Origin of the sequence: Microbacterium sp. NPDC064978, assembly GCF_044543605.1 — a bacterium.
In the GTDB taxonomy this organism is placed as follows: domain Bacteria; phylum Actinomycetota; class Actinomycetes; order Actinomycetales; family Microbacteriaceae; genus Microbacterium; species Microbacterium meiriae.
Window position 1 is genome coordinate 28122 of record NZ_JBITWF010000001.1, and the last position, 25103, is coordinate 53224.

At 69.9% G+C, this 25103-nt stretch carries 26 protein-coding genes and 1 tRNA gene; 16 read left to right on the forward strand and 11 right to left on the reverse strand.

Going from position 1 to position 25103, the window contains the following annotated elements; translation table 11 throughout:
- The first annotated feature begins 28 nt into the window (after positions 1 to 28).
- Genes ACIGJI_RS00130 through ACIGJI_RS00145 form a run of 4 tightly spaced genes read left to right on the forward strand, consistent with a single transcriptional unit; the run spans position 29 to position 2962 of the window.
- Positions 29 to 550 carry a sigma-70 family RNA polymerase sigma factor gene (locus tag ACIGJI_RS00130; RefSeq protein ID WP_363447506.1) on the forward strand — a complete coding sequence of 174 codons (522 nt, stop codon included), beginning with the start codon at positions 29 to 31 and terminating at the stop codon, positions 548 to 550.
- On the forward strand, positions 550 to 1530 hold the full coding sequence (locus tag ACIGJI_RS00135; protein WP_268776202.1) for a hypothetical protein: 981 nt from the start codon (positions 550 to 552) through the stop codon (positions 1528 to 1530). The genes ACIGJI_RS00130 and ACIGJI_RS00135 overlap by 1 nt, the downstream gene beginning before the upstream one ends.
- Positions 1527 to 2003, forward strand: coding sequence for a hypothetical protein (locus ACIGJI_RS00140; RefSeq protein ID WP_363447503.1), 477 nt, complete (start codon positions 1527 to 1529; stop codon positions 2001 to 2003). The genes ACIGJI_RS00135 and ACIGJI_RS00140 overlap by 4 nt, the downstream gene beginning before the upstream one ends.
- A 17-nt stretch (positions 2004 to 2020) precedes the next feature.
- Positions 2021 to 2962, forward strand: a complete 942-nt coding sequence (locus tag ACIGJI_RS00145; protein WP_363447501.1) for an NADP-dependent oxidoreductase — start codon at positions 2021 to 2023, stop codon at positions 2960 to 2962.
- Here the strand turns inward: ACIGJI_RS00145 and ACIGJI_RS00150 are convergent.
- Positions 2959 to 3603: a hypothetical protein gene (locus ACIGJI_RS00150; RefSeq protein ID WP_366243593.1), complete on the reverse strand. Its 645-nt coding sequence runs from the start codon at positions 3601 to 3603 to the stop codon at positions 2959 to 2961. The two genes, ACIGJI_RS00145 and ACIGJI_RS00150, sit on opposite strands and share 4 nt — an antisense overlap.
- Positions 3604 to 3795: 192 nt before the next feature.
- Between ACIGJI_RS00150 and leuA the strand changes: the two genes are divergently transcribed.
- Positions 3796 to 5550, forward strand: coding sequence for a 2-isopropylmalate synthase (leuA, locus tag ACIGJI_RS00155; protein WP_187661657.1), 1755 nt, complete (start codon positions 3796 to 3798; stop codon positions 5548 to 5550).
- Between the two features lie 73 nt (positions 5551 to 5623).
- Here the strand turns inward: leuA and ACIGJI_RS00160 are convergent, their stop codons facing one another.
- Complete coding sequence (locus ACIGJI_RS00160; protein WP_366243595.1) at positions 5624 to 6004, reverse strand: VOC family protein; 381 nt, start codon at positions 6002 to 6004, stop codon at positions 5624 to 5626.
- Between the two features lie 66 nt (positions 6005 to 6070).
- Here ACIGJI_RS00160 and ACIGJI_RS00165 point away from each other — a divergent pair, with 66 nt between their 5' ends.
- Positions 6071 to 6784 (forward strand): TetR/AcrR family transcriptional regulator C-terminal domain-containing protein, encoded by a 714-nt coding sequence (locus ACIGJI_RS00165; RefSeq protein ID WP_363447496.1) that lies wholly within the window; start codon positions 6071 to 6073, stop codon positions 6782 to 6784.
- A 66-nt stretch (positions 6785 to 6850) separates the two neighbouring features.
- Here ACIGJI_RS00165 and ACIGJI_RS00170 read toward each other — a convergent pair whose 3' ends face one another.
- Complete coding sequence (locus tag ACIGJI_RS00170; protein WP_101845374.1) at positions 6851 to 7543, reverse strand: trimeric intracellular cation channel family protein; 693 nt, start codon at positions 7541 to 7543, stop codon at positions 6851 to 6853.
- A 34-nt stretch (positions 7544 to 7577) separates the two neighbouring features.
- Here ACIGJI_RS00170 and recO point away from each other — a divergent pair, with 34 nt between their 5' ends.
- Together recO and ACIGJI_RS00180 are read left to right on the forward strand one after the other, a co-directional pair.
- A complete protein-coding gene (gene recO, locus ACIGJI_RS00175) occupies positions 7578 to 8321 on the forward strand; it encodes a DNA repair protein RecO (RefSeq protein WP_187661653.1) in 744 nt (247 codons plus the stop codon).
- The gene (locus tag ACIGJI_RS00180; RefSeq protein WP_259952224.1) at positions 8318 to 9118 is read left to right on the forward strand and encodes an isoprenyl transferase; all 801 of its coding nucleotides are present in this window, start codon (positions 8318 to 8320) and stop codon (positions 9116 to 9118) included. The genes recO and ACIGJI_RS00180 overlap by 4 nt, the downstream gene beginning before the upstream one ends.
- On the opposite strand, the gene ACIGJI_RS00185 is transcribed toward ACIGJI_RS00180, so the two are convergent.
- On the reverse strand, positions 9061 to 9669 hold the full coding sequence (locus ACIGJI_RS00185; protein WP_363447494.1) for an AAA family ATPase: 609 nt from the start codon (positions 9667 to 9669) through the stop codon (positions 9061 to 9063). The genes ACIGJI_RS00180 and ACIGJI_RS00185 overlap by 58 nt on opposite strands.
- A gap of 52 nt (positions 9670 to 9721) precedes the next feature.
- On the opposite strand from ACIGJI_RS00185, the gene ACIGJI_RS00190 reads away from it, so the two are divergent.
- Complete coding sequence (locus tag ACIGJI_RS00190; RefSeq protein ID WP_259952229.1) at positions 9722 to 10396, forward strand: DsbA family protein; 675 nt, start codon at positions 9722 to 9724, stop codon at positions 10394 to 10396.
- Positions 10397 to 10460: 64 nt separating this feature from the next.
- On the opposite strand, the gene ACIGJI_RS00195 is transcribed toward ACIGJI_RS00190, so the two are convergent.
- The gene (locus ACIGJI_RS00195; RefSeq protein WP_363447492.1) at positions 10461 to 11657 is read right to left on the reverse strand and encodes a metallophosphoesterase family protein; all 1197 of its coding nucleotides are present in this window, start codon (positions 11655 to 11657) and stop codon (positions 10461 to 10463) included.
- Between the two features lie 147 nt (positions 11658 to 11804).
- Positions 11805 to 12299: a glutathione peroxidase gene (locus ACIGJI_RS00200; protein WP_187661649.1), complete on the reverse strand. Its 495-nt coding sequence runs from the start codon at positions 12297 to 12299 to the stop codon at positions 11805 to 11807.
- Positions 12300 to 12358: 59 nt separating this feature from the next.
- Between ACIGJI_RS00200 and dusB the strand changes: the two genes are divergently transcribed.
- The 5 genes from dusB (at position 12359) to ACIGJI_RS00225 (ending at position 17739) form a co-directional block, all read left to right on the forward strand.
- Positions 12359 to 13513 carry a tRNA dihydrouridine synthase DusB gene (gene dusB / locus ACIGJI_RS00205; RefSeq protein WP_187661648.1) on the forward strand — a complete coding sequence of 385 codons (1155 nt, stop codon included), beginning with the start codon at positions 12359 to 12361 and terminating at the stop codon, positions 13511 to 13513.
- A complete protein-coding gene (locus ACIGJI_RS00210) occupies positions 13503 to 14888 on the forward strand; it encodes a deoxyguanosinetriphosphate triphosphohydrolase (protein ID WP_187661647.1) in 1386 nt (461 codons plus the stop codon). Before dusB ends, ACIGJI_RS00210 begins: the two co-directional genes overlap by 11 nt.
- Positions 14888 to 16756, forward strand: coding sequence for a DNA primase (dnaG, locus tag ACIGJI_RS00215; RefSeq protein WP_187661646.1), 1869 nt, complete (start codon positions 14888 to 14890; stop codon positions 16754 to 16756). The genes ACIGJI_RS00210 and dnaG overlap by 1 nt, the downstream gene beginning before the upstream one ends.
- 36 nt (positions 16757 to 16792) lie before the next feature.
- Complete coding sequence (locus ACIGJI_RS00220; RefSeq protein ID WP_187661645.1) at positions 16793 to 17566, forward strand: ATP-binding cassette domain-containing protein; 774 nt, start codon at positions 16793 to 16795, stop codon at positions 17564 to 17566.
- A 97-nt stretch (positions 17567 to 17663) separates the two neighbouring features.
- Positions 17664 to 17739, forward strand: a tRNA-Asn gene (locus ACIGJI_RS00225).
- Positions 17740 to 17856: 117 nt separating this feature from the next.
- Here the strand turns inward: ACIGJI_RS00225 and ACIGJI_RS00230 are convergent.
- Both ACIGJI_RS00230 and ACIGJI_RS00235 read right to left on the reverse strand, forming a co-directional pair.
- Positions 17857 to 19293 carry an APC family permease gene (locus ACIGJI_RS00230; RefSeq protein WP_315637671.1) on the reverse strand — a complete coding sequence of 479 codons (1437 nt, stop codon included), beginning with the start codon at positions 19291 to 19293 and terminating at the stop codon, positions 17857 to 17859.
- A 44-nt stretch (positions 19294 to 19337) separates the two neighbouring features.
- The gene (locus ACIGJI_RS00235) at positions 19338 to 20435 is read right to left on the reverse strand and encodes a Zn-dependent alcohol dehydrogenase (protein ID WP_363443642.1); all 1098 of its coding nucleotides are present in this window, start codon (positions 20433 to 20435) and stop codon (positions 19338 to 19340) included.
- Positions 20436 to 20549: 114 nt separating this feature from the next.
- Between ACIGJI_RS00235 and ACIGJI_RS00240 the strand changes: the two genes are divergently transcribed.
- A complete protein-coding gene (locus ACIGJI_RS00240; protein ID WP_363443645.1) occupies positions 20550 to 21962 on the forward strand; it encodes a helix-turn-helix domain-containing protein in 1413 nt (470 codons plus the stop codon).
- A gap of 64 nt (positions 21963 to 22026) precedes the next feature.
- Here the strand turns inward: ACIGJI_RS00240 and ACIGJI_RS00245 are convergent, their stop codons facing one another.
- A complete protein-coding gene (locus ACIGJI_RS00245) occupies positions 22027 to 22542 on the reverse strand; it encodes a hypothetical protein (protein WP_071329492.1) in 516 nt (171 codons plus the stop codon).
- A 116-nt stretch (positions 22543 to 22658) separates the two neighbouring features.
- Complete coding sequence (def, locus tag ACIGJI_RS00250; RefSeq protein WP_025103662.1) at positions 22659 to 23225, reverse strand: peptide deformylase; 567 nt, start codon at positions 23223 to 23225, stop codon at positions 22659 to 22661.
- A gap of 61 nt (positions 23226 to 23286) precedes the next feature.
- On the opposite strand from def, the gene ACIGJI_RS00255 reads away from it, so the two are divergent.
- Complete coding sequence (locus tag ACIGJI_RS00255) at positions 23287 to 24327, forward strand: DMT family transporter (RefSeq protein ID WP_363444563.1); 1041 nt, start codon at positions 23287 to 23289, stop codon at positions 24325 to 24327.
- On the opposite strand, the gene pgl is transcribed toward ACIGJI_RS00255, so the two are convergent.
- Positions 24321 to 25100 (reverse strand): 6-phosphogluconolactonase, encoded by a 780-nt coding sequence (gene pgl / locus ACIGJI_RS00260; RefSeq protein WP_187661640.1) that lies wholly within the window; start codon positions 25098 to 25100, stop codon positions 24321 to 24323. The two genes, ACIGJI_RS00255 and pgl, sit on opposite strands and share 7 nt — an antisense overlap.
- Positions 25101 to 25103 lie beyond the last annotated feature (3 nt).

Consider the following 25103-nt stretch of genomic DNA (forward strand, 5'->3'; position numbering starts at 1 on the left):
CGGCGGGCAGACCGCCGACCCCACCGACATGATCGGCCGCGGCGGAGACCCGAGCTCGCTGCGGGACCAGATCTTCACACGAGTGTTCGACGAGCACTGGGCGACGGTGCGCCACCATATCGAGGGCGTCGTCCCCGACGACGACGAGGTGAGCGAGATCGTGTCGGAGGTCTTCCTCGCGGCGTGGTCGCGACTCCGACCGACGCGGCCCCCGGGGAGGGTCTGGCTGCTCCGTGAGACCGACCGTCGGTTGCGCGCGCGGTCCCGGCGCTCATCCACCGCCCACGGGGCGATCGACGCCGTGCACTCAGGGCTCTCCGGCGACCCCGAGACCCTCGGCGGATTCGGACGCAGCGAAGTGCTCAGGGCTTTGGGTGTCCTCACTCCGCTGCAACGGCGTATCATCATGCTCACGTACTGGGATGGACTCGCGGTGGGGGAGATCGCGGAGCTGCTGCGCACTTCTGAGTCCCGGGTACGGAAGACGTTGGCTCGTGCCGAGGATCGGCTGCGAGAGACGCTGGGACTGGAGGGGACGGGGAATGCGTGATGAGTGACAATGCTCTGCTCGAGCGCGTGCTCGTCGAGGCCGATCCCGCGCGCACCCCGCGGGACGCCCCTCCGGACGCGCGCGCCATCGCCGCGCGTGATCGCATCATCCGATCTGCTCGTGCGCCGCGACGACGGCGTGCCAGGACGATCGGCTGGGCAGCGGGCCTCACGGCCGTCGCGGCGTCCGCCGCGGTGGCTTTCGGCGTCCTCCTCCCGCAAGGAGCCGCCGTCGCGGGAGCGCCGTCTCCGCTCGTGTTCGAGGCGGCCGGCTCGCTGAGCGATACGGTGGCCGCGGCGGAGGCGGACCTCGAGGTCTTCAGTCCACCGGCGGAACCCGAGCGCTCGACGCGCACGGCGTTCTGGTCGTACAACGTCGAGGTCGACACCGAACGGGCCGAGGTCGTTCCGCAGTTCGCGACCTTCACCTGGGAGGAAGACCTCTCGGGAGAGGCCGTCGCCATCAACGGTGAGCCGTATGCGCCGACGGATGCGGTGGCGAACGGACAGGCCGAGGTGAAGAGCACGGGCGAGGTGGCATCCCGCGTCGTCCTCGCTCCGGGCGAGTTCGTCACTCCTGTCGTCGACGTCCCGGGCGATTCCGCCGCGGACGTGCGGGCGCTGCTGGTCGCCTTCGACATGCCCGAGCAGCCGACCGCGTTCGAGGCGGTCACGGCGATCACCTCCGTCTTCGGGCAGTGGACGCTGACGAACGCGCAGCACGCCGAGTTGCTGACCCTGATCGAGGAGTCCGGGGGCGCGGAGGCTCTGGGGACGACGAACGATCGCCTCGGCCGCCCGGTCGCCGGGATCCGTGTCATCTCCGCGGACGGCGTCGTCCGTGACGACGTGCTCGTATCGCTCGACACCGGCCGCATCGTGGGTCTCGAACGGACGGTGCTCAAGGACGACGGGGTGTTCCCCGCAGGGGCGATCGTCGACTACCGGATGTGGGACATCGACGAGGAGATGCTGCGATGACACGGCTGCGCATCGCCGTCGTGGTCGGACTGGCGCTGGTGCTGACCGGAGCAGGCGGTCCCGTCGCCGCGGCCACCGCTGAGGAGCCGACGCTCGACCCGTTGATGGTGCGCATCCTCGACGAGGTGCCCGGTGGCGTGGTGATCGACGCCGGCAGCGCCGTCTGGCCGAAGCTCGACATGGCGTACACCTCGAACACCGGGACCGTCCGCACGATGGCGCGTGCGGTCGGGAACTGTGCGACCGGTCGCATCTGCGCGTACCGGGAGCTCAATCGCGTCGGCGCCATGCTGAGCTGGGGAAGCTGCACGACCATCGCGATCCCGTCGTCCTTCGCAACGAAGTCGGCGGCGAACGCCCGCACCTCCGGTTACATGCAGGTCCGGAACGGGAGCACGGTCCTGGCGACGGTCTCCGCCAATGCGTGGAGCAACGTCTCCGGCTCCGCGACCAACATCCGCTGCTTCCTCTGACGGCAGGACGGCTGACCATGGCGACGCACTGGGTGGCGACGGCGGCGGGGTCTCCCGAGTCGTGGGAGTTCGGGGAGTATGAGCCCGCGGCGCCGGGAAAGGGCGAGGTCACGATCCGCATCCGGGCCGCCGGTGTGAATCCGGCCGACGCGAAGCATGTCGCGGCCCCCCGACCGGGGCTCGAGTTCCCCGTGCCCGTCGGATACGAGGTCTCGGGTGAGCTCGCGGCGATCGGCCCTGCGACCCGCATCGGCTCCGGTGAGGCCGAGGTCGGCGATGAGGTCGTGGCGTTCCGCGTGCGGGGTGGTTACGCGACCGAGGTCACGGTGCCCGCGGCGAAGGTGTTCGCGAAGCCGTCCACGCTCACCCACCCGGAAGCGGCCAACCTTCTGCTCGTCGGCACGACGGCCGCGGAGATGCTCGCCGTCACCGGGGCGTCGCCGGGGGAGACGGTTTTGCTGCACGGGGCGTCGGGCGCGGTCGGTGTCAGCGTGCTGCAGCAAGCGCGGCTCCGGGACGTCCGGGTCATCGGCACCGCCAGCCCCGAACCCTTCGACGAGGTGCGGCGTTTCGGCGGGGTCCCGGTGGCCTACGGGCGGGGCCTCGCTGATCGGGTACGAGCGCTGGCCGACGGACCGATCGCCGCGGCTCTGGATGCGGTGGGCACCGACGAGGCGATCGACGTGTCCCTCGCCCTGGTGTCCGATCGCCGCCGCATCGTCACGATCGCGAACTTCGCGCGGGCATCGGCCGACGGGTTCCTCGCGATCGCGGGGTCGATGCCGGACAGTGCACGATTCCGCGACGAGGTGCGCAGCGAACTTGTCGCCCTGGCGCAGAACGGCGACCTGGTGGTTCCGCTCGCGCGCACGTTCCCGCTCGCCGAGGCGCCGGCCGCGCACCGGCTCCTCGCCACAGGGCACCCGGGCGGCAAGCTCGCGCTGGTCACCGACGCCTAGTCGATCTCGCGGAGCGCGGACGTGACGATGACCACGTCCTCGCCGTACTCGGCGTCGACCGCGTCCTGCAGCGTCCCGTCATCCCAGACGACCTGGAGCCACACGTAGCCGCGGTCCGTCGACACGGCGAGCGCGTCCGCGCCGAGGCGTCCGGCGATGTCGTTCTGCACGCGGTCGAGCTCATCCGCCGTGCTCGCGCCGTCCGCGCCGTCGGTCGGATCCTCCGGAGCCATCGGATCGTAGAGCGCGAGGAGGGCGGGCGGTGCGGTCACCGTGAATCGCTCGCCGTCCCAGGTGCCGGTGACCGCGTACGCCCCCCAGCGCGTCTCCCCGGACGCCTCGCTGCCGTCCACACCGTCCCAGCTCCACTCGTCGAGCGCGACTCCGTCGCACTGCGGCGGATACGACTCGCGGATCGCACCGAGACACAGCCGGACCTCCCCGGATTCGTCGAGGACCGTTCCCGTGGCGACCACGGTCCCCTCCGGCGGCGCGGGCTCCGCCTCTTCCAGGCGGGAGTCCGGGACCGTCGTGCTGGTCGGCGGCGACGATGCTCCTGGGCTCGCGGTGCAGCCGGCCAGCAGCAACAGCGCCGACACGACGCCGACGGCGAGGAGGGGACGGTCGCGGAAGGTGCTCATACCGACCAGTGTCGCGCGCACTCGCATCGTCTCGGGGCGTCGAAACACCTGCGGCTTCCCTGCTAGCATGACCACATGCCTTTCGGCGGTCTGCTTCTTCTTAGCTGCCGCGACGAGTCCTAAAGCTAGGGCCTTCCTCGTCGCGGCGCTTGTGTTGGCCCGTTCATCTTGACGAAGAGAAGAAGCCCCATCATGCAGAACACTCAGCGCCCGTCCGCGATGCCAATCCACAAGTACCGGCCGTTCCACGAGCAGATCACCGTCCACTTGCCTGATCGCACGTGGCCCGACGCCCGCATCACCGAGGCCCCCCGCTGGTGCGCGGTCGACCTCCGCGACGGCAACCAGGCCCTCATCGATCCGATGTCGCCCGAGCGCAAGCGCGTCATGTTCGAGCTGCTCGTGAGCATGGGCTACAAGGAGATCGAGGTCGGCTTCCCGTCGGCGAGCCAGACCGACTTCGACTTCGTGCGCCAGCTCATCGAGGAGAACGTCATCCCGGACGACGTCACGATCCAGGTCCTGACGCAAGCGCGCGAGCACCTGATCGCTCGCACCTACGAGGCGATCGCGGGAGCCAAGCAGGCCATCGTGCACCTCTACAACTCCACGAGCGTGTTGCAGCGCGAGGTGGTCTTCCGCACAGACAAGCAGGGCATCATCGACATCGCGCTCGAGGGCGCTCGGCTGTGCCGCCGGTTCGAGAAGACCATCCCCGACACGCAGGTGTACTACGAGTACTCCCCGGAGAGCTACACCGGCACCGAGCTGGAGTTCGCGGTCGACGTCTGCAACCAGGTCATCGAGATCTTCGAGCCCACGCCGGACCGCAAGGTGATCATCAACCTCCCCGCGACGGTGGAGATGGCGACGCCGAACATCTACGCCGACTCGATCGAGTGGATGAGCCGTCACCTCGCCCACCGCGAGAACGTCATCCTGTCGCTGCACCCGCACAACGACCGCGGCACCGCGATCGCTGCGGCAGAGCTGGGCTACATGGCCGGCGCCGACCGTATCGAGGGCTGCCTGTTCGGCAACGGCGAGCGCACCGGCAACGTCGACCTCGTCGCGCTGGGCATCAACATGTTCACTCAGGGCATCGACCCGCAGATCGACTTCAGCGATATCGATCAGGTCAAGCGGACGGTCGAGTACTGCAACCAGCTGCCGGTGCCGGAGCGCAGCCCGTGGGCCGGCGACCTCGTCTTCACCGCGTTCAGCGGTTCGCACCAGGACGCCATCAAGAAGGGCTTCGAGGCCATGGCCGCCAAGGCCGAGGCGCAGGGCGTGACGGTCGACGAGATCGAGTGGGCCGTGCCGTACCTGCCCGTCGACCCGAAGGACCTCGGCCGCTCGTACGAGGCCGTCATCCGCGTGAACTCCCAGTCGGGCAAGGGCGGGGTCGCGTACCTGCTCAAGTCCGATCACGCGATCGACCTGCCGCGCAAGCTCCAGATCGAGTTCTCCGGGGTCGTGCAGGCCAAGACGGATGCCGAGGGCGGAGAGGTCACCAGCGAGCAGATCTGGTCGATCTTCACGGACGAATACCTGCCCGCCGCCGACACCGAGGCCAAGTGGGGGCGGTTCGAGCTGCTCGCCACGCAGACCAGGAGCGACATGTCCGGTGACGTGGTGCTCGATGTCGTGCTGCGGGACGACGACCAGGAGGTCTCGGTGTCTGGCAACGGCAACGGTCCGGTAGCGGCGTTCGTCGAGGTGCTCCGGGGCCAGGGCTTCGACATCACGGTCTACGACTACGTCGAGCACGCTCTCAGCGCCGGCGGCGACGCGCAGGCCGCGGCCTACGTCGAGCTGCAGGTCGGCGACCAGCGCCTGTGGGGAGTCGGCATCGACGGCGACATCTCGACCGCGTCGCTCAAGGCGATCGTGTCCGGCGTGAACCGCTCGATCCGCAGCCGTCAGCAGGAGCTGGCTGCCGTCTGATCTTCCTTCGAATCGCGCGATTGGTCGTATCCGGCCGCCGGATGGGACCAATCGCGCGATTCGAAGTAGGGGGTCAGTCCACCCACTGCACCAGCTGCCAGATGAGGCCGTTGGGATCGGCGAACTGGCAGTAGCGTTCGCCCCATGGCTCGGTCTCGGGAGCGGTGACCACCCGCGCACCCGCGGCGGCGATGCGGGCGAACTCCCGGACGATCTCGTCGACGACGAAGACGATCAGGGTGCCTTGACCGGCGGATCCGGCGATCTCCTCCGGACGGAACGTCGTGAGCCCGGTCTCGAGGAAGATGACGTTCGGGACGGGTCCCGGGTGCTGCAACGAGACGAAGCCCTCCGCGGACATCGCCTCCTCGAAGCCGAAATGCGTCATGGCGAAGGCGGCGGAGGCCGCCACGTCGGGGACGTTGAGCGAGAGGGCGGTCTGAGTGATGTTCACGATGCTCCATTCCAAAAGCCTGTACAGCGTACAGGCTTAAGTCCGGAGCGGTCTAGGCTATTCCCGATGACCAGGAATCTCGTCGATCTGCTCTGGCGGCACAGCCCCGCGGCTCCCGTGACTCGGCAGCGCGGTCCGAAGGCGCGCCACTCGACGGATGACGTCGTGGATCGTGCCGTGGCGCTGGCTGACGCAGAGGGCCTCGGCGCGGTGACGATCCGGTCTCTCGCGCAGTGTCTCGAGCTGACTCCGATGTCGATCTACACGCACGTCAACAGCCGCGCCGACCTGCTCGTCCTGATGGCGGATGCGATGCACGCCAGGATGCCCACCGAGCCTGCGCAGGCGTCCGGGTGGCGCGCGGAGGTCCGGGCGGTCGCCGAGGACAACCTGCGCCTCCTCCGGGCTCACCCCTGGCTCATCGACATCCACGACCCGCGGGTCGCGCTCGGCCCTGGAACCATCGCCAAGTACGACCGGGAACTCCACGCCTTCGACGGCCGCGGCTTCACCGCCGTGGATCGTGATGCGGCGCTGAGCTTCGTGCTCGACTTCACTCTCTCCGCGGCAGCACGCATGCGGGAGGAGGAGAGCGCGGATTCGTTCGCGGCCTCGTGGGCAGAGGCCGCACCGCGTCTGGCGGCCTATCTCGGTGACGGGATGCCGCTCGCCCGGTCAGTGGGTCAGGCTGCCGGGGAGTCGATGGGCGCCCCCTACGACGCTCGAGCAGCCTGGGACTTCGGTCTCGCGCGCGTGATCGAAGGGCTCGCCGGCACCTGACCCTCCTTCGAATCGCGCGATTGGTCGTATCCGGCTGCGGGATGGAGCCAATCGCGCGACTCGAAGTCAGTCCTGGGGCTTCACGATCGCGATGGCGCCGGTCTCCGCGGCGACCTTGCGGCGGTACAGACGGCGCTGCTCCGGAAGCGAGACGTCGAACGTCACGGCGAGGATGCGGATCACAGCCGTCACGACGATGCCGATGACCGCCGCGAGCGGGATCGGCATGCCGACCGCGTTCGCGACGACGATGAACGTGCAGCCGGCCGCGGCGGCCACCGCGTACAGGGAGCCGACGTGCATGATGGCGGTCGGCAGCCCCATGAGCATGTCGCGGAGGACGCTCCCGCCGACCGCGGCGCACACGCCGATGAAGACCGCGGGTACTTCGGGGATGCCGAAGGCGAGGGCCTTGCTCGTTCCGAAGGCGCCGAACATGCCGATCACCACGGCGTCGAGCACGACGATCGCGGTGTTGAGTCGCGTGAAGAGTCCGGCCAGCAGCATGCCGAGCAGCGCGGCACCCGCGGCCGTGACCAGATACCACTGGTTCTGCAGCGTCGCGGGAGTCTGTCCGAGCAGGATGTCGCGGATGAGACCGCCACCCATGCCGATCATGATCCCGATGATCGCGACGCCCAGCCAGTCGAGCCGACGCTGCCCTTGGAACCCGGCGGCGAACATCGCGCCCTGCACTCCGCCGAGGCCGACGCCGAGGAGGTCCGCCCACAGCGGAATGGTGAAGAGCGGTTCGGTCACGCGTCCATCGTCGCGCACGGAGGATAATCGAAGGGTGCCCACCTACCGAGACGAAGCGGTGATCCTGCGCACCCACAAACTGGGGGAGGCGGATCGCATCGTCACGATGCTGTCCCGGCGGCACGGAAAGGTGCGCGCGGTCGCGAAGGGTGTGCGTCGCACCTCGTCGAAGTTCGGCTCCCGCCTCGAGCCGTTCATGGTCGCGGACGTGCAGCTCTACGAAGGCCGCTCGCTCGACATCGTGCAGCAGGCCGAGTCGCTCGGGGCTTATGGCACGGACATCGCCGCCCATTACGACCGGTTCACCGCCGCGAACGCCATGGTCGAGACGGCGGATCGGCTCAGCGACGCCGAGGCCACCCCGGAGCAGTACCTCCTGCTCGTCGGCGGGCTGCGGGCGCTGTCCCGCGGCGAGCACGCCCCGCGCAGCATCCTCGACTCGTACCTGCTGCGGGTCATGTCCCTCTCCGGGTGGGCGCCGTCCCTCGAGGACTGCGCGCGCTGTGGAGCCCCGGGGCCGCACTCCGTCTTCGTCGCGCAGCTCGGCGGCCTGGTCTGCCGTGCCGACGCGCCCGCCGGGAGCCCCCGGATCGCCGAGAAGACCCTGACGCTGCTGCGCGCGCTGATCCGCGGGGACTGGGACCTCATCGACGCCGCCCCGCACGCCGACACGGCGGCTGCATCCGGCCTCGTCGCGGCGTATGCCCAGTGGCACCTGGAGCGCGGCATCCGCTCGCTCGCGCACGTCTCGTCCACCCCCGGAGAAGGAGCACGGTGAGCCCGAAGCCCTACACGCACAAGGACGCGGTGCCCTACCGGCCGATCGACTGGACGGGCGTGTATCCGCCCGCGTTCCCCGCCGTCCCGGAGCACGTCGCCATCGTCATGGATGGCAACGGCCGCTGGGCGAACCGCCGGGGGCTCAACCGCATCGAGGGGCACAAGGCAGGGGAGGAGGTGCTGCTGGACGTCGTCGCCGGCGCGATCCAGGCCGGCGTGAAGCACCTCTCCGTCTATGCGTTCTCCACCGAGAACTGGGCTCGTTCGCCGGAGGAGGTCCGCTTCCTCATGGGCTACAACCGCGATGTGCTGCACCGCCGTCGCGATCAGCTCAACGAGTGGGGCGTGCGGGTCCGGTGGGCCGGGCGCAAGCCGCGCCTGTGGGGCAGCGTCATCAAGGAGCTGCAGTATGCCGAGCAGCTCACCCGCGACAACGACGTGCTCACCCTCACCATGTGCGTCAACTACGGCGGACGGATCGAGCTCGTCGACGCGATGCGGGCGATCGCGGCCGATGTCGCGGCCGGGCGGGTGAAGCCGAACGCGATCAGCGAGAAGATGATCCGCCGGCACCTGTACGTGCCGGACATGCCGGACGTGGACCTGTTCCTGCGCAGCTCGGGGGAGCAGCGCACCTCGAACTTCCTGCTGTGGCAGTCGGCCTACGCCGAGATGGTGTTCCTCGACACGCTGTGGCCGGACTTCTCCCGCGAGGAGCTCTGGCGTGCGATCGGGGTCTACCTCTCCCGCGACCGTCGCTTCGGCGGCGCGGTGGACACCCCGACGTCGGCCTGAGCCCGCAGCCAGCGCTCCGTCTCGCGCGGATGCGTCAGCCGCACGATCGTGAGATGCGGGAAGCGCTCCTCCACCAGGGGGAAGCGCTCGGTCCATTTGTGGAGCGTCGCGGTCTGCCACGCCAGGATGCTCTCCTCCGGCGTGCTCCCCACCATCCGCCAGATCGGCTTTTCGACGTTCCCGTTCCACATCCGGGTGCGGAGGATGCTGCGGCTGAGGGTGCGTCGGAGCAGACGCGACCGCACCACGCGGTACGGGTAGTCGAGCCAGACCGCGAGCTGCGCCCTCGGAGTCAGGATCTCGTCGGTGCCCTTGCTCGTGTACTGCCACTCGGTCACCCAGCGCTCGTCCGCCGCGAAGGCGCGCACGTCGTCGAGGAACTCCGCCCGCGGGGTCCACTCCGGACCGTGGAACAGGCCGTCGATCTCCACGTGCCGCAGCTCCCAGAGCGCGGCGAGTCGCCGGGAGAGTGTCGTCTTCCCCGAGCCGGTGACACCGGCGACGAGCACGCGCTCGGGCCGGAAGGGAAGCGGATCATCGGCGGAGAGCATCCGAGGATTCTACTGACGGAATACGTCGGACGCGCGGGCGGTTGATGATCGTGTGACTGAACCCATCTCCATCGACATCTGGTCCGACATCGCCTGCCCCTGGTGCTACATCGGCAAGCGCAACCTCGAGAAGGGTCTCGAAGCCGTCGCGGCCGATGACGATGCTCCGCAGGTCACCGTCACCTTCCACTCGTTCGAGCTCTCGCCCGACACCCCCGTCGACTTCGACGGCGACGAGATCGACTTCCTCTCCGGTCACAAGGGCATGCCGCGCACGCAGGTCGAGCAGATGCTGGCCAACGTCACGAACGTCGCCGCGAACGCGGGCCTGCAGTACCGGTTCGACCTGCTGCAGCACACGAACACCGTGAAGGCGCACGAGCTGCTGCACTTCGCGAAGGCCGAGGGGCGCCAGCACGAGATGGAGGAGCGGCTCATGTCCGCGTACTTCACCGAGGGCAAGCATGTGGGGCGCATCGACGACCTCGTGGCCCTCGCGGCCGAGGTCGGCCTCGATGCCGATCGCGCCCGCGCCGCGCTCGAGAGCGAGCAGTACCTCGCCGATGTCCGCCAGGACCAGGCGCAGGCTCGCGCGTACGGGATCCAGGGCGTGCCGTTCTTCGTGGTCGACGGTCAGTACGGCATCAGCGGCGCGCAGCCGCCTGCGGCGTTCGAGAACGTCATCCGCGACCTCTGGGCGCAGCGGAGCGCTGCCGTCGAGGCCTGACCCGCTCCGGCAGGCGACGGCGGGGACCCCGGGTCGGGGGTCCCCGCCGTTTCGCTGCCTGGCCTCAGATGCGCTGCTGGCGGGGGCCGAGGGGCAGCGGCTTCATCGGCTGATCGTTCGCGGTCAGGTCGATGCCCAGGTCCCTGGCGTAGACGACCCTTGTGGTGATCGCGACGTCCTCGCCGGTCTCCTTCAGCTCGAAGACCCGGCCCCCACGCATGCGGTTGCGCTCGGCGCCGGAGAGGCCGTACGCGCCGAAGCCGGTTCCCGGGGCGTATCCGAGCATCACGCCGTAGTAGTCGCCGACGTAGTCGTTGATGTGATCGTGTCCGACGAACACGCCCTTCACGTCGCCGCGCTCGAGGATCGCGTTGAACATCCCCGAGTTGAACGGACCGGGGCATTCGTCCTCGTTGCGCTCCCCGACGATGCCGTGACGGGCCTTGCCGCGCGCGGCGTCGGCCGCCGTGCGGGTGTCGACGCCACCCCACCACATGAAGCGGTGCTCCCACAGCGCGATGTGCAGGAACATGAGCCCGGGGACCTTGCGGCCGCGGCGCTGCTCCAGACGCTGTGACTGCTCGCGGTACCACGCCACCTGGTCCATGCGCAGCCAATCCCACGCGGGGTAGCCGGCGAAGTCCTGGCCGTCGATGGCATCCGGCGCGTACCGGCCCGAGTCCATCAGCCAGAGCGCGAACGCCTCCCGGTTCTTCTTCGCAGCGGAGCCGATCGTGACGATCGTGTTGCTCGTGCCCGTCACGCCGCGGGTGTTCTCGGCGTTCACGTTGTACTCGTACGAGCGGTAGACCTTCAGCATCCCCGCTTCATCGACACCGGACTGCGGCAGCGAGTCCTCGTCGTGGTTGCCATAGGTCACCGCCCATGGGATGCGGCGGGACTCCATCGGCATGACGACGTTGTTGATCGCCTGCTTCACGGCCAGCCGCGTCTCGCACCCGCCGGTGATCACGTCGCCGTTGATGACCACGAAGTCCGGCTTCTCCTGGTCGAGCACCTTCTCCATCAGCTCGACGGTGCGGCGGTCGGTGAGCTCGTCGTCCTGCGTGTCGTTGAACTGCACGACCTTGAAGGTGCCGTCGGCGCGGAACCGCAGGTTCCGCCGCTGTCCGGTGCCGGGCGAGGCGGGAACCGTCGCCGCTGCGGCGTGCGCGGTGCCGAGGGGGAGGGTGGTGCCGAGTGCACCGAGTGCTCCCGCGGTGAGGACGGTTCGCCGGCTGATCGGCAGTCGGTCGGGCATGCGTGGTCTCCTTCGTCTTCGGGCGGATATCGCCGCGGCGAGACTAGGGACATCAGATGTCGACGGGGAGGCCGGAAGGTGAACGCGGCCCGTCTCCGTGGCGCCGCGGGAGCGGTGCCCACGTGACGTGGAGGTGAACGACCGGACTCAGCGGGGGAGAGCGGCCTCGATCGCCTCGACGATCTCCGGCGCATCGGGCTTCTGCTTGGGACGGAAGCGCAGCACGTCGCCGTCCGGCAGCACGAGGAACTTCTCGAAGTTCCACTCGACGCGGCCGGCCTTGCCACCCGCGTCCGGCGTCTCCTTGAGTGCCTTGTAGAGCTCCGCGGCGTTCTTGCCGTTGACCTTGACCTTGTCGTTCACCGGGAAGGAGACGCCGTAGGTCGTGGAGCAGAACTCGAGGATCTCGTCGACCGAACCGGGCTCCTGACCGAAGAACTGGTTGCAGGGGAACCCCACCACCGTGAAGCCGCGGTCGCCGAATCGGCGCTGCAGCTCCTCCAGCTGCTCGTACTGCGGGGTGAGGCCGCACTTGGAGGCCACGTTCACCACGAGCACCACATCGGCACCCAGATCGTCCAGAGTCTTCTCCTGCCCCTGGGCGTCGGTGAAGGGGATGGAACGGAGCGCGGAATCGGTCATATGCACAGCTTAGGTCGCCGCATCCCCACCGGCTCCGGGTCTGGGAGAATGGACACGCCATGACTGTCGCCACCGCCCCCGCCCGCCCGCTCCGCATCGGCCCGATCGACCTCGACGTGCCGGTCGTCCTCGCGCCGATGGCCGGGATCACGAACACGGCGTTCCGGCGCCTGTGCCGGGAGTACGGGGCCGGCCTGTACGTCAGCGAGATGATCACGTCGCGCGCCCTCGTCGAGCGCAACGAGACCACCATGCGGCTGATCCGGCACCACGAGTCGGAGACGCCGCGCTCGATCCAGCTCTACGGCGTCGACCCGAAGACCATCGCCGAGGCCGTCCGAATCATCGTCGCGGAAGACCACGCCGACCACATCGACCTCAACTTCGGCTGCCCGGTCCCCAAGGTGACCAGGAAGGGCGGCGGGGCGGCCCTGCCGTGGAAGTCGAAGCTCTTCGCGGACATCGTCGATCAGGCGGTGAAGGCCGCCGGCGACATCCCGCTCACGGTGAAGATGCGCAAGGGCATCGACCGCGACCACCTCACCTTCCTCGACGCCGGCCGCGCCGCAGAGGATGCGGGAGCCGCAGCCGTCGCCCTGCACGCGCGCACCGCGAGCGAGTTCTACTCCGGACACGCCGACTGGAGTGCGATCGGCGAGCTCAAGCAGGCGGTGACCAGCATCCCCGTGCTCGGCAACGGCGACATCTGGTCGGCCGAGGACGCCGTGCGGATGATGGCGGAGACCGACTGCGACGGCGTGGTCGTCGGCCGCGGATGCCTCGGACGGCCGTGGCTGTTCGGGCAGCTCGCCCTCGCCTTCGGCGGAGAGGGCAAGACGGTCGATGCGACCCTCGGCTTCGTCGCCGACGCCTTCCGCCGGCACGCGGAGCTGCTCGTCGAGTTCTTCGAGGACGAGGACCGCGGCTGCCGCGACATCCGCAAGCACGTCTCCTGGTACTTCAAGGGCTACCCGGTCGGCGGCGACATCCGGACGGGGCTGGCGACTGCGTCGAGCCTGCAGGAGATCGACGACCTCCTCGGACGGCTCGACCGTGCGGCACCGTACCCTGGTGCGGACGCCGAAGGGCAGCGCGGACGCGCGGGGCACCCGAAGAGGACCGCTCTTCCGGAGAAGTGGCTGGAGTCGCGCGAGCTCGCCTCGTCGGCCTCGGAGATGATGCGTGGAGCGGAGATCGAGAACAGTGGCGGATGACCCCCGGGTCGGCGCACGCGCCGACGGCTATGACGCGCGCGACGCGGAGCGCTTCTTCGCGGAGACCCATCGCTCGGAGCGGGACGATTTCGCCCGCGACCGTGCCAGGGTGCTGCACTCGGCCGCGCTGCGACGGCTCGCCGCGAAGACCCAGGTGCTCAGCCCCGCCAGCACGGCCGACTTCGCCCGCAACCGCCTGACGCACTCGCTCGAGGTCGCCCAGGTCGGCCGGGAGCTCGCCGCCGCCCTCGGGGTCTCGGCGGATGTGGTCGACACCGCGTGCCTGAGCCACGACCTCGGTCACCCGCCGTTCGGTCACAACGGCGAGCGGGCGCTGAACGAATGGGCTGAGGCCATCGGCGGCTTCGAGGGCAACGCCCAATCGCTGCGCATCCTCACGCGTCTGGAGGCGAAGGTGCTCGACGGGGGCGGCTCCTCCGTCGGTCTGAACCTCACGCGGGCGACGCTCGACGCGACCTGCAAGTACCCGTGGACGGTCGACAGTCCCGTCCCCGACCCGGGGGGCCGGCTCAAGTTCGGCGTGTACCCGGAGGACGAGGCCGTGTTCCGCTGGATGCGGGACGGAGCGCCGGGGCGGCTGCGCTGCATCGAGGCCGAGATCATGGACCTCTCCGACGACATCGCCTATTCGGTGCACGACTTCGAGGACGCGATCGTCAACGGCTACGTCGACGTCGCGCAGCTCGCCGATCCCGCTGCCCACGAGGCCCTGCTCAGCCGGATCCAGCAGTGGGTCGGTTACGACTTCACGCGTGATGAGCTCGCCGATGCGCTCTACCGGCTCGCCTCGCAGCCGATGTGGCTGGCGTCCTTCGACCGCTCCCGACAGGATCTCGCGCGGCTCAAGAACCTCACCAGCGACCTCATCGGCCGGTTCGCACGGGCGGCGGTCTCCGCCACGCGCGAGGCGTTCGGAGGCACGCGGCTGGTCCGCTACAACGCGCATGTCATCGTGCCGCGCGTGGTCGAGGTCGAGATCGCGGTGCTCAAGGGGATCATGGGTCAGGCGATCGTCACGATCGACGCCAGGAAGGGTGTCTACAAGGAGCAGCGGCGGGTCCTCAAGCGGCTGGCCGACGCCCTGTGGTCCACCGACACCCTGTGGTCTGCCGGCGCCGACGTGCTGGAGCCGGCGTTCGCTGCCGACTTCGTCGCGGCGGAGAGCGATGCGGAGCGGGCGCGGGTGGTCGTCGATCAGATCGCGAGCCTGACCGATCAGAGCGCGATCGACTGGCACAACCGGCTGGTCGGGGAGATCGACCCGGCGGAGGTCGGCATCTGGACGCCGCGTCATGCACGCCCCGGCGCGCGCACGCCCGTCGAGAGGCGGCCCGTCGCAGAAGGCGCGCGCTGATGCCCCGCATCCGCCAGGCCGACGTCGACGAGGTCAAGGCCCGCACCAACATCGCCGACATCGTGGGGGAGCGGGTCGCGCTCAAGTCCGCGGGCGTCGGCTCCCTCAAGGGCCTGTGCCCGTTCCACGACGAGAAGAGCCCCAGCTTCCACGTCCGGCAGCAGGTCGGCTACTACCACTGCTTCGGGTGCGGGGAGTCGGGCGACGTCTACTCCTTCCTTCGAGCGATGGATCACGTCAGCTTCACGGAGGCGGTCGAGCGGCTCGCGGGCCGCATCGGCTACACACTGCACTATGAGGACGGGGGTGCGGCGCCGGAGACGAGCGGCCGCAGCCGGCTCTACGCGGCGAACACGGCCGCCGCGGAGTTCTTCCGCTCCCAGCTGCTGTCGCCCGATGCCGAGGCCGCCCGCCGATTCCTCGGGGAGCGCGGTTTCGACGCGGGCGCGGCGGCGCACTTCGGCGTCGGCTTCGCCCCGCGGGGCTGGGACGGCATGCTCAAGGCGCTGACCTCCCAGGGATTCACGCGGGAGGAGCTGAGCACCGCGGGCCTCGTCTCGACGGGACAGCGCGGCGTCTACGACCGGTTCCGGGGGCGCCTGGTGTGGCCGATCCGGGATGTGTCGGGGCAGACGATCGGCTTCGGCGCCCGCAAGCTCTTCGACGACGATCAGGGCCCCAAGTACCTCAACACCCCCGAGACACCGATCTACAAGAAGGCCCAGGTCCTCTACGGGCTCGACCTCGCCAAGCGCGACATCGCGCGCGGCGACCCCCGTCGGGTCGTCGTCGTCGAGGGGTACACCGACGTGATGGCCTGTCACCTCGCGGGCCTGACGACCGCGGTCGCGACCTGTGGGACGGCGTTCGGCGCCGAGCACATCAAGGTGCTCCGGCGGGTGATGGGCGATGACAACGCGTCCGGTGAGGTCGTGTTCACGTTCGACGGCGACGAGGCGGGACAGAAGGCCGCACTGCGGGCGTTCACGGAAGACGACAAGTTCAACGCCCAGACCTTCGTCGCGGTCGCGCCCGACGGCCTCGATCCGTGCGACCTCCGGCTGCAGCGCGGCGACGCGGCGGTGCGCGGCCTCATGGACGCGAAGCAGCCCATGTTCGAGTTCGCGATCGACCGCAAGCTCGCCGGCTTCGATCTCGCCACCGTCGAGGGCAGGGTCGGTGCTCTCCGTGCCGCGGCCCCCATCGTCGCGGAGATCCGCGACCGGCTGCTGCGCCCCGGGTACGAGCGGGTGCTGGCGCGCCGGCTCGGCATGGATCCGACCGAGGTGCACGGGGAGGTGGAGCGTGCCGCCCGTGGGGCGCAGTCCGCCGCGCCCCAGACGCGCCGAGAGAGCACGCCGCGGGTCGACCCGTCCACGGGCGCTCCCGTGGTCGCTGCGGTCACACTGGCCAGCCTGCCCCGCTCACCCGACGTCGCCGTGGAGCGCGACGCGCTCATGGGGGCTCTGCAGTACGGACACCAGGTCGATGCGGCGCTGCTGACCCGGGCTCTCGCCGAGCCGTTCCGCACACCCGGCCTCGACGCGGTGCGCGAGGCGGTCGCGGCCGCGCCCGACCGCAGCCGCCCCGGATGGGTGACGGACGCGGTGAACAGTGTGCGCGAGCCCTACCGCTCCCTCGCCGGGGAGCTGCTGATGACGCCGTTCCCGGCACGGGATGAGGCCGGAGCGGTGGCCTCCGCGACCGATCTCGCGCGACGCCTGGTGCTGCGGCAGCTCGAGCACGAGAAGCAGGAGCTGCTGGGCGCGGTCCAGCGCGTCCCTGCGGACTCCGACGGCGGGCGCGCGCTGCGGGTGCGGCTGCGGGACATCGACGTGGAGCGCCAACGCTTCTTCGCCGAGTCGTAACCGGAACGGTCCCGGACGAGACGGCAGGATGGACATATGCCCCGCACGCCCGAATCCTCGAACGCGATCGAGTGCTCCGATCTGGTCATCGACCGGATCGGTCACGGCGCGCCCAATCGCGCGGTCGACGGCGTGACGTTCTCGCTCGCTCCCGGGGGGCTGATCTGCGTCGCGGGACCGACCGGCTCGGGCAAGTCGACCCTCGTCGCCGCGCTCGCGGGCTCGACCGATCCCTCGGTGCGCGTCGTCGGCGGCCGGGCACAGGTCTGCGGCATCGACATCCGCCGCCCAGGCCGCAAGCACCGCATCCTCACCTACCGCACGGGCTTCGTGCCCCAGGGCGCCGGGGCGGACCTGCCGCCGCAGCTGACGGTCAACGAGGTCATCGCCGAGCCGATCCTCATCCGGGAGAAGCGCGTCAACACCCGCGCGCTCTCGATCCGCGTGGCGACGCTCCTCGATGAGCTCCACCTGCCGCTCGGGACCGCGGCGAAGTTCCCGTACGAGCTCAGCGCGGGGATGCGGCAGCGCGTCGCGATCGCCCGCTCGTTCGTGCTGGAGCCGCGCGTGCTCATCGCCGACGAGATCCTCGCGAACCTCGATCTGGAGGTGCGACCGGTCGTCTTCGACGCCATCACCCGGCGTCGCAAGGAGGAGGGGATGGCTGCGCTCCTGGTCACCAACGACGCGGACTTCATCCGGGAACTCAACGCCGAGACGCTCATGCTGCGTGGGGGCCATGTCGTCGCGCGCGGCGTCGGGAAGGATCTGCTGTGGGTGCCCAATGCGGAGTCGGATTCACGCCGCTGAGCGCGACACGCCCGACGGCCGCGGAAGGTGCCCCAGTGTCACGAACCGCGTCCGGAGTTTGCTAAGCTTGACGAGTTGCCCGCACAGCGGCGCACATTCCTCGGTAGCTCAATTGGCAGAGCAGCCGGCTGTTAACCGGCAGGTTCTTGGTTCGAGTCCAAGCCGGGGAGCCAACGAGAGAAGCCCCCTCCACGGAGGGGGCTTCTCTCGTATCCGGACCGCACGATCGCGCCGGACGGAGAGGAAGAGCCCCTCCACGCGGAGGGGCTCTTCTCGGCGGGGAGCGTCGTTCAGCCGACGCCCTCCATGGCGCTCGTCTCGGTGTTGCCGATCCGGGCGATCACATCAGGCCGGCGACGGGCGAGGTAGGCGTACCGGGTCAGCGCAAGGGCGACCGTCACGAGGAATACGTACGGGATCACGTTGTACGGGAAGGCCGGGACGGGCCACACGTTCGCGAAGAACACGTACGCCATCGTCACGACGGCGACCGTCGCGCAGACCTTCACGAGACCGTTCCGCATCTTCGCCCGCTGGGTGTAGACCACGCACGCGATGGCGACGAGGGCGTAGGCGACCATGTAGCCGTAGGTGCCCCAGGTGTTGACCCAGACGAGGATGTCGCCCGTCGCGGCTCCCGCGACCAGCAGCACGATGTCGACCGTGATCGCCGCAGCACCGGCGAGGATGAGCACGCGGTGCGGCGTGAGGTGCTGCTCGTGCGTGCGGCCGAAGCGCTCGGCGACGACGCCTTCCTTGCCCATCACGTAGACGATGCGGCCGATCACGTTGAGCGGGGCGACGACCACGGCGAAGAACGACGCGGACACGCCGAAGGTGAGCACGGCCGCGAACCAGCCCGGCATGCCGATGAGGGCGGACATGCTCTCCAGCGGGCTCGCGGCGGTGGCGAGGTCGTCGCCGAGCACCGCGATCTGCGTGTAGGCGGCGAAGACGTAGAGCACGCCGACACCGAGGGCGCTCCACATGATCGCGCGGGGGATCGCCTTGTACGGCTCCTTGGCCTCGCGCCCCAGGGCGTCCGCGGAGGAGAAGCCCACGAAGCCCAGGATGCCGAGCACCATGCCGGACGCGATGCCCTGGAACGAGGAGCCGGTCGCGAGCACCTGCGCGGGGTCCCAGGCGGAGGGCCCCGCCCACGCGAGCGCCGCGATCAGCAGCACGAGGATGATGCCCACCGACAGGAGCTCGAGGACGAGCGAGACCCGGGCGGAGAGCCGGATGCCGCGGATCGTGAAGAGGGTCGCCAGGCCACCGAGCAGGATCGCCAGGCCGACATCCCACCCCAGGCCCTGCGCGGGCAGGCCCAGCATGCTCAGGAACTGGCCCATGTAGCTGACCGAGCCGCTGAGGGAGGCGGCCGCGATGCCGAAGCAGCCGATCAGCAGCGTCACGCCGGCGAGGAAGGCGCCGAACGGCCCGAGACCCTTGGAGACGTAGGTGTAGAGCGAGCCGGCGGAGGCGTGCTTGCGGGCGAACACCACCACGCAATAGCCGACGCACAGGATCACGACCGTGGCCAGGGCGAAGGCGTAGATGGTGCCGTTCCCGGCGCCGAGGAAGATGGCGGCGGCCGTGAAGGCGATGACGGCGCTGGGGGCGATGTTGGCGATGGCCTGGGCGGCGAGCTCGGGTCCGCTCATGACGCCGGTGCGGAGCCCGGCATCCTGCGGGGCGCCGGGCGGGGCGACGACGGTGTCTGACATGGTTCTCCTGGATTCGGGTTTCAGGGATGGGCCGCGCGCGGCGGTCAGGGGATGAGGAGGGTGCGGAGGGCCGAGCCGCCGTCGAGGTCGTCCAGCGCGGCGGCGGCCTCGGACAGCGGTCGGCGGCCCGAGATCAGAGGGTCGATCTTCAGCTGCCCGTCCATGTAGCGGTCCACGAGTGCGGGGACGTCGATCGACGGTCGCACCGAGCCGTAGTTCGAGCCGAGGATGCGCTGGTCGGCCTCGGCGAGGACGAGCGGCTCGAACGAGGCACGCGCCCCTGTGGGCGGCAGGCCGACGATCACGGCGGCGCCGCCGAGTCCGAGCATCTGGATGGACTGCTCGGTCGTGGAGGTGCGCCCGATCGCGTCGAAGGCGTAGTCGACGCCGTCCGGGATGAGCTCGCGCAACTGGGCCACCGCGTCGCCCTGGGAGGCGTCGATGCGATCCGTGGCGCCGAACTGCAGCGCCATCTGCGTCTTCTCCGGGCGCACGTCGATCGCGACGATACGCTCGGCGCCGGCGAGACGGGCTCCCTGGACGACGTTGAGGCCGACGCCGCCGCAGCCGATGACGGCGACGGTCGACCCCGGCTCGACGGCGGCGGTGTTGAGAACGGCGCCGACACCGGTCGCGACGGCGCAGCCGACGACGGCGATGACGTCGAGGGGCGCGTCGTCGCGGACCTTCACGGCTCCGGACGCGGGGACGACGACCTCTTCCGCGAACGACGAGACACCGAGGTAGTGGTGCAGCAGCTCGCCGTCGAGGCTCAGCCGGGAGGTGCCGTCGAAGAGGACGCCCAGCGGCGCGACCACGGTCGCGACCTTCTGGCACCGCGCCTCGTGGCCGGCGCGGCAGTACCGGCACTCGCCGCACGGCGGCACCCAGCTCAGCACGACGTGGTCGCCGACAGCGAGGGTGGTGACGCCTTCGCCGAGCTCGGTGACGACGCCGGAGCCCTCATGGCCCATGACCAGGGGAGCGGCCGCATCCCACTCGCCGCGCTTGACGTGCAGGTCGGAGTGGCAGACGCCGGCAGCGGCGATGCGCACGCGCACCTCACCGGCGCGGGGCGGGGCGAGGTCGACGTCGACGAACTCGATGGGCGACTGGGGGTCGCGGAAGACAACAGCTTTCATGACATCCTTCGGGAAGTGGGGATGCGCACGATGCTAGGAGAGAGCGGAAGGCCTCGGCATCCGACAGAAGCGTGAAGAGAACGGCTGCTCTTCGACAATCTGTATGATCGGAGGGTGGCTCGTGACGTCGCCTCGGTGGCCCGATATCTCCGCGCGGAGCTGCTGCCCGGCGCCGTTCCCGGTGCGCGGCCCGTCAACGCGGTCGTGCCCCTCGACGACTTCGGTCCACCGGTGGATCCGCTCCATGCGACGCTCGTCGTGGCCGAAGAGACCGCGCTCTTCGGCGTCGCCGGCGACCGGCGCGCCGCGCTGGGGGAGGCCGTGGCGGTCACGAGCGACGACAGCCCCCGTCTTCGCGAAGCCGTGCGGGACGCGGGGATCACGGCGATCGTCGGGGTGCCGATGCCGCCGTCGCTGCTGGTCCCGACGCTGACCTCGCTCCTCGCGGTCGATCAGGCGGCGGAGGCCCGAGCGATCACATCGGCGATGCGGGTGCTCACACTGGCGGCGCGACGCAGCGGCATCACCGGCGTCATCGCCGAGCTCGCGCACCGCATCGACGGGTGGGCGGTGCTGCTGGACCGGCACGGTGAGGTCATCACGACGGCGGGTGCCGGAAGCCTGCACATCGACGACGCGATCGCGGTCGCCGTCGGCAGGCCGGTGCGGGTGCGGCATCGCGCCCTCCAGGTGCACCCGGTCGGTCCCGGTCAGGACATCAGCGCGCAGCTCGTGACCGCTCCGCGTAACGACAGCTCCGGCCGCGGTCGGGAACTGAGCTCGCAGGCCGCGGCGCTGCTCGATCTGCTCATGCGCACGAGGGACAGCAGTCAGCTGGAGCGCCTCGGCCGCTCGATGATGTTCGAGACCGTGCGCGAGGGAGGGGAGGAGGCCACTCGTCTGCTCCGCCGCTGGGGCGTGCACGAGCGCGTGCTGGTGGGGTTCGCCCTCGCCTCCCGTACCAGCGGTGTCGACGTCGAGCATCTGCTCGGCCTCTGGCTCGACGAGCTGGGCGCGGAGCACGTCTTCACGTCGCAGCGGGGAATCGTCCAGGGCGTCGTGCGCGAGGACCATGCCGACCAGATCGCGCATCGCGCCAGGGCGTTCGCCTCGACCCTCTATCTCGGTCTCGGCCGACCGGCGGGCACCGATGCTCTCGCGCGCAGCATCGACGAGGCGCGGCACGCCTGCGAAGCCGCGCGCACCGGGGGCGAACGCGTGGTCCGCTACGAGGCCATCCCGACGGTGTCGTTCGTGCTCGGGGCGCTGGACAGCGATCAGACCGGCCGCCTCGCCCGACTGCTCGATCCGCTGCGCGCCGCCGAGAGGTCGGCGGAGCTGCTGGACACCCTCCGAGTGTTCCTCGCGACGAACGGAGCCTGGAGCGAGAGTGCGGCGCGACTCCGCATCCACCGGCAGACGCTGACGACCCGCATCAGACGGATCGAGGATCTGATCGGACTCTCCCTGAGCGATCCGGATGACCGCGTCGCGGCGTGGCTCGCGCTGCGCGCCTCCGACGACTGACCCACGACCCGGACGACGAAGGGCCCCGCCTGATGGCGGAGCCCTTCGTGGAGATGCCGTCGGATCAGCGTGCGGCGCCCTTGAGCGATCCCTCGACCTGGCCGGCCGGGTCGATGATGATGCACTGGATCACGCGGTCGTTGGCCTGCTCCCACGAGTCCTTGCTGGGGGTGAGCGTGGTCACGTCCAGGGCGGACTCCTGGTAGGAGACGCCGACGAAGGAGGTGTACGCGTCGCCGATGCAGCCCTCGGAGGCGGCGCTGATGGCGTCCTCCGAGTAGTCGCCGTCGTCCATCTTGATCTCGTAGAAGACCTCTTCGTCGTGGGGCTCGGAGCACGGCACGACGTTCGCGTCGGTGAGCATTCCGGAGCCGGTCTCGAGCATGCAGTCGCCGAGCTTCACCGAGAAGACGTCGATGTTCGCGCTCTCGGTGACCTGGCCGGTCTCCTCGTCGCGGTCGGCGTCGGCGCGACCGCCGCCGAGGATGCTGTTGATCGCGCTGCAACCGGTGAGGGCGAGCGAGACGGCGACGGCCGAACCGGTGAGCACGAGTGCGCGACGGGTGCGCGACTTCATCATGGATTTCCCCTTCAGAGCGTGACGCGGGGCATGCTGAATATCCCCGCCGCGAACACGCTATAGTGCCCGGAGTCTATGACGCAACTTGAAGGATGCTGTGCGTGGGCTGAATGCGATCAGCCCTCGAGGTCGTCGACGCCGGGGAGCCAGCTGGCACCCGGTCGCCCCCAGCCGCGCTTGCGGGCGATCTTCTGCGTGGTCTTCCAGTCGGAGTCCGAGAGGCGGTCGATGTAGAGCACGCCGTCGAGGTGGTCGAACTCGTGCTGCATGATGCGGGCGCGCCAGCCGTCCACCTCGAGCGTGACGGGGCCACCGTCCAGGTCCGTCGCCGTCACGCGCACGCGGTCGGACCGGCGCAACGGGAACCGCTCACCGGGGAAGGACAGGCAGCCCTCGGACTCCAGCTCGGGGTCGGGAGCGCCCGGCTCCGGAGGCGTCATCCACAGTTCCGGATTGATGAGGACACCGCGCCAGGGCTGGTCGTCGTCGTCGACGTACGAGTACGTGTAGATCCGCAGAGGCACCCCGACCTGCGGAGCGGCGAGGCCGACGCCGGGCGCGGCGTCCATGGTCTCGAACATGTCCGCGACGAGGGTGCGGATCTCGTCGGTGATGGCCTCGACGGGGGAGGCGGGGGAGTGCAGGACGGGATCGCCCATGATGCGAATCGGAAGGACAGCCACGTCACAACCCTAGTCGGCGGCACTCTCCGGGTAGGGTCGTACTGTGAGCGCAGGGGTGTGGATGGGGACGGTCGAGGACGTCGGCGACCAGCTGGTCGGAGCGTTCCAGAACCCCGGCCTGCTCCTGGGCATCCCGCTGGCCCTCGCCGGCGCGGTGTTCATGTCGCTCGGGGCGCAGTACCAGCACCGGGGCGTGGAGAAGGTCGAGCGGCTCAGTGGCTCCGACGGCGCCGCCGGCCTCAGCTTCGATCAGCTCAAGCGGCTCTTCACGCGACCATCGTGGGTGGTCGGGACGCTCATGCTGGGTCTCGCGATCGTCTGCCAGCTCGCCGCCCTCGTCAAGGCGCCGCTGATCGTGGTGCAGCCGCTCGGTGCCATCGCGCTGGTCATCACGACGCTGCTGAACGCCCGCATCACCGGTCACGCTCCCACGCGGCAATCCCTCACGGCGATCATCGCCTGTGTCGGCGGCATCTTCCTGTTCGTGTTCTTCGCCGCGATCTACGCCACGGAGAAGGAGGTCACGGACCGCGAGCTCTTCGTCATCCTCGCGATCCTGCTCGTCGTGATCATCGTGCTCGGGGCATGCTGGCTGATCCTCCGGTACCGGATGCGGGCGCTGTTCTACATCATCGGCGCCGGCATCCTCTACGGTTTCGTCGCCACCCTCGCGAAGGTCATCATCAAGCGGATCGAGGCGGGCCAGTTCGAGTGGATCACCGCGGTCTGCCTGCTCGCGCTGCTCTCGGCGGGCGCGGTGGGTGCGTACTTCGTGCAGACCGCCTACAGCTCCGGTCCCCCTGACCTCGTCATCGCGGGCCTGACGGTCGTCGACCCCATGGTCGCCGTGCTCATCGGCATGCTCGTGCTCGGCGAGGCCGCGGCGGCGCCGTGGTGGGTCTTTATCATCTTCGGAGTCGCCGGCGGCATCGCCGTCTGGGGTGTCGTCGGGCTCGCCCGGTTCCATCCGCAGGTCCTCAGCGAGAGCCAGGACCTCGGCATCACCCGGGGGAGTGATCCCGTGGCCCCGCCTGCGGCGCCGTCATCGGGCGCGCCGGAGCAGCCGGACCCGCGCGAGACGCGCGACCCCGACGCTCAGTAGGCCTGGTCGATGAGGTCGGGCGAGACCTCGGATGCCGCCGCCTCGTCGACGAAGAACACCGTCCGCTTGCGCCCCTTCGCCCCGGCTGCCGGAACGCTCGTGTAACTGGCGCCGGCGAGAGCGAGGCCCAGCGCGGAGGCCTTGTCGGCACCGGTCAGGACCAGCCACACGCGCTTGGAGGCATTCAGCACAGGGCGGGTGAGGGTCACCCGCTCGGGCGGAGGCTTGGGGGAGTCCCGCACCGGGAGCGCAGCGGCGTCGGTCACGGTGACCTCCTCGCGGTCCGGGAAGAGCGAGGCGATGTGACCGTCGGGACCGACTCCGAGGAAGCACACCGCGAACGACGGCCACGGGTGCTCCTCGGTGCCGAAACGGGCGAGCTCGGCGGCATACGCGGCGGCGGCTTGATCGAGGTCGAGTCCGCTGTCGGAGCCGGCGACCTCGTGCACGTTCTCCGCCGGGACGTCGATGTGGTCGAGCAGCGCCTCTCGGGACTGGAGCGCGTTCCGGTCCGCGTCATCCCGAGGGACGTACCGCTCGTCGCCCCACCAGAAGTGGACGAGGGACCAGTCGATCTCGGCGGCTCGCGGATTTTCCCGTACAGCGCGCAGCACGGCGCCGCCCATCGACCCGCCCGTCAGGGCGATGTGAGCCAGCCGGCCGTTCCGCGTGCGCGCGCGGACGCGGGTGAGGAAGCGATCGGCGACCCGGAGGGCGAGGGTGGTCGGGGTGGATTCGACCACGACCCGCTTCTCTGCGGACGATCCCGGCATCGA

Excerpts from the sequence above, each read along its gene's own strand:
- ACIGJI_RS00130 (WP_363447506.1), top strand. The coding sequence starts at position 29 with ATGATCGGCCGCGGCGGAGACCCGAGCTCGCTGCGGGACCAGATCTTC.
- ACIGJI_RS00135 (WP_268776202.1), top strand. The coding sequence starts at position 550 with ATGAGTGACAATGCTCTGCTCGAGCGCGTGCTCGTCGAGGCCGATCCC.
- ACIGJI_RS00140 (WP_363447503.1), top strand. The coding sequence starts at position 1,527 with ATGACACGGCTGCGCATCGCCGTCGTGGTCGGACTGGCGCTGGTGCTG.
- ACIGJI_RS00145 (WP_363447501.1), top strand. The coding sequence starts at position 2,021 with ATGGCGACGCACTGGGTGGCGACGGCGGCGGGGTCTCCCGAGTCGTGG.
- ACIGJI_RS00150 (WP_366243593.1), bottom strand. The coding sequence starts at position 3,603 with ATGAGCACCTTCCGCGACCGTCCCCTCCTCGCCGTCGGCGTCGTGTCG.
- leuA (WP_187661657.1), top strand. The coding sequence starts at position 3,796 with ATGCAGAACACTCAGCGCCCGTCCGCGATGCCAATCCACAAGTACCGG.
- ACIGJI_RS00165 (WP_363447496.1), top strand. The coding sequence starts at position 6,071 with ATGACCAGGAATCTCGTCGATCTGCTCTGGCGGCACAGCCCCGCGGCT.
- ACIGJI_RS00185 (WP_363447494.1), bottom strand. The coding sequence starts at position 9,669 with ATGCTCTCCGCCGATGATCCGCTTCCCTTCCGGCCCGAGCGCGTGCTC.
- ACIGJI_RS00195 (WP_363447492.1), bottom strand. The coding sequence starts at position 11,657 with ATGCCCGACCGACTGCCGATCAGCCGGCGAACCGTCCTCACCGCGGGA.
- ACIGJI_RS00200 (WP_187661649.1), bottom strand. The coding sequence starts at position 12,299 with ATGACCGATTCCGCGCTCCGTTCCATCCCCTTCACCGACGCCCAGGGG.
- dusB (WP_187661648.1), top strand. The coding sequence starts at position 12,359 with ATGACTGTCGCCACCGCCCCCGCCCGCCCGCTCCGCATCGGCCCGATC.
- dnaG (WP_187661646.1), top strand. The coding sequence starts at position 14,888 with ATGCCCCGCATCCGCCAGGCCGACGTCGACGAGGTCAAGGCCCGCACC.
- ACIGJI_RS00220 (WP_187661645.1), top strand. The coding sequence starts at position 16,793 with ATGCCCCGCACGCCCGAATCCTCGAACGCGATCGAGTGCTCCGATCTG.
- ACIGJI_RS00230 (WP_315637671.1), bottom strand. The coding sequence starts at position 19,293 with ATGTCAGACACCGTCGTCGCCCCGCCCGGCGCCCCGCAGGATGCCGGG.
- ACIGJI_RS00235 (WP_363443642.1), bottom strand. The coding sequence starts at position 20,435 with ATGAAAGCTGTTGTCTTCCGCGACCCCCAGTCGCCCATCGAGTTCGTC.
- ACIGJI_RS00245 (WP_071329492.1), bottom strand. The coding sequence starts at position 22,542 with ATGATGAAGTCGCGCACCCGTCGCGCACTCGTGCTCACCGGTTCGGCC.
- ACIGJI_RS00255 (WP_363444563.1), top strand. The coding sequence starts at position 23,287 with ATGGGGACGGTCGAGGACGTCGGCGACCAGCTGGTCGGAGCGTTCCAG.
- pgl (WP_187661640.1), bottom strand. The coding sequence starts at position 25,100 with ATGCCGGGATCGTCCGCAGAGAAGCGGGTCGTGGTCGAATCCACCCCG.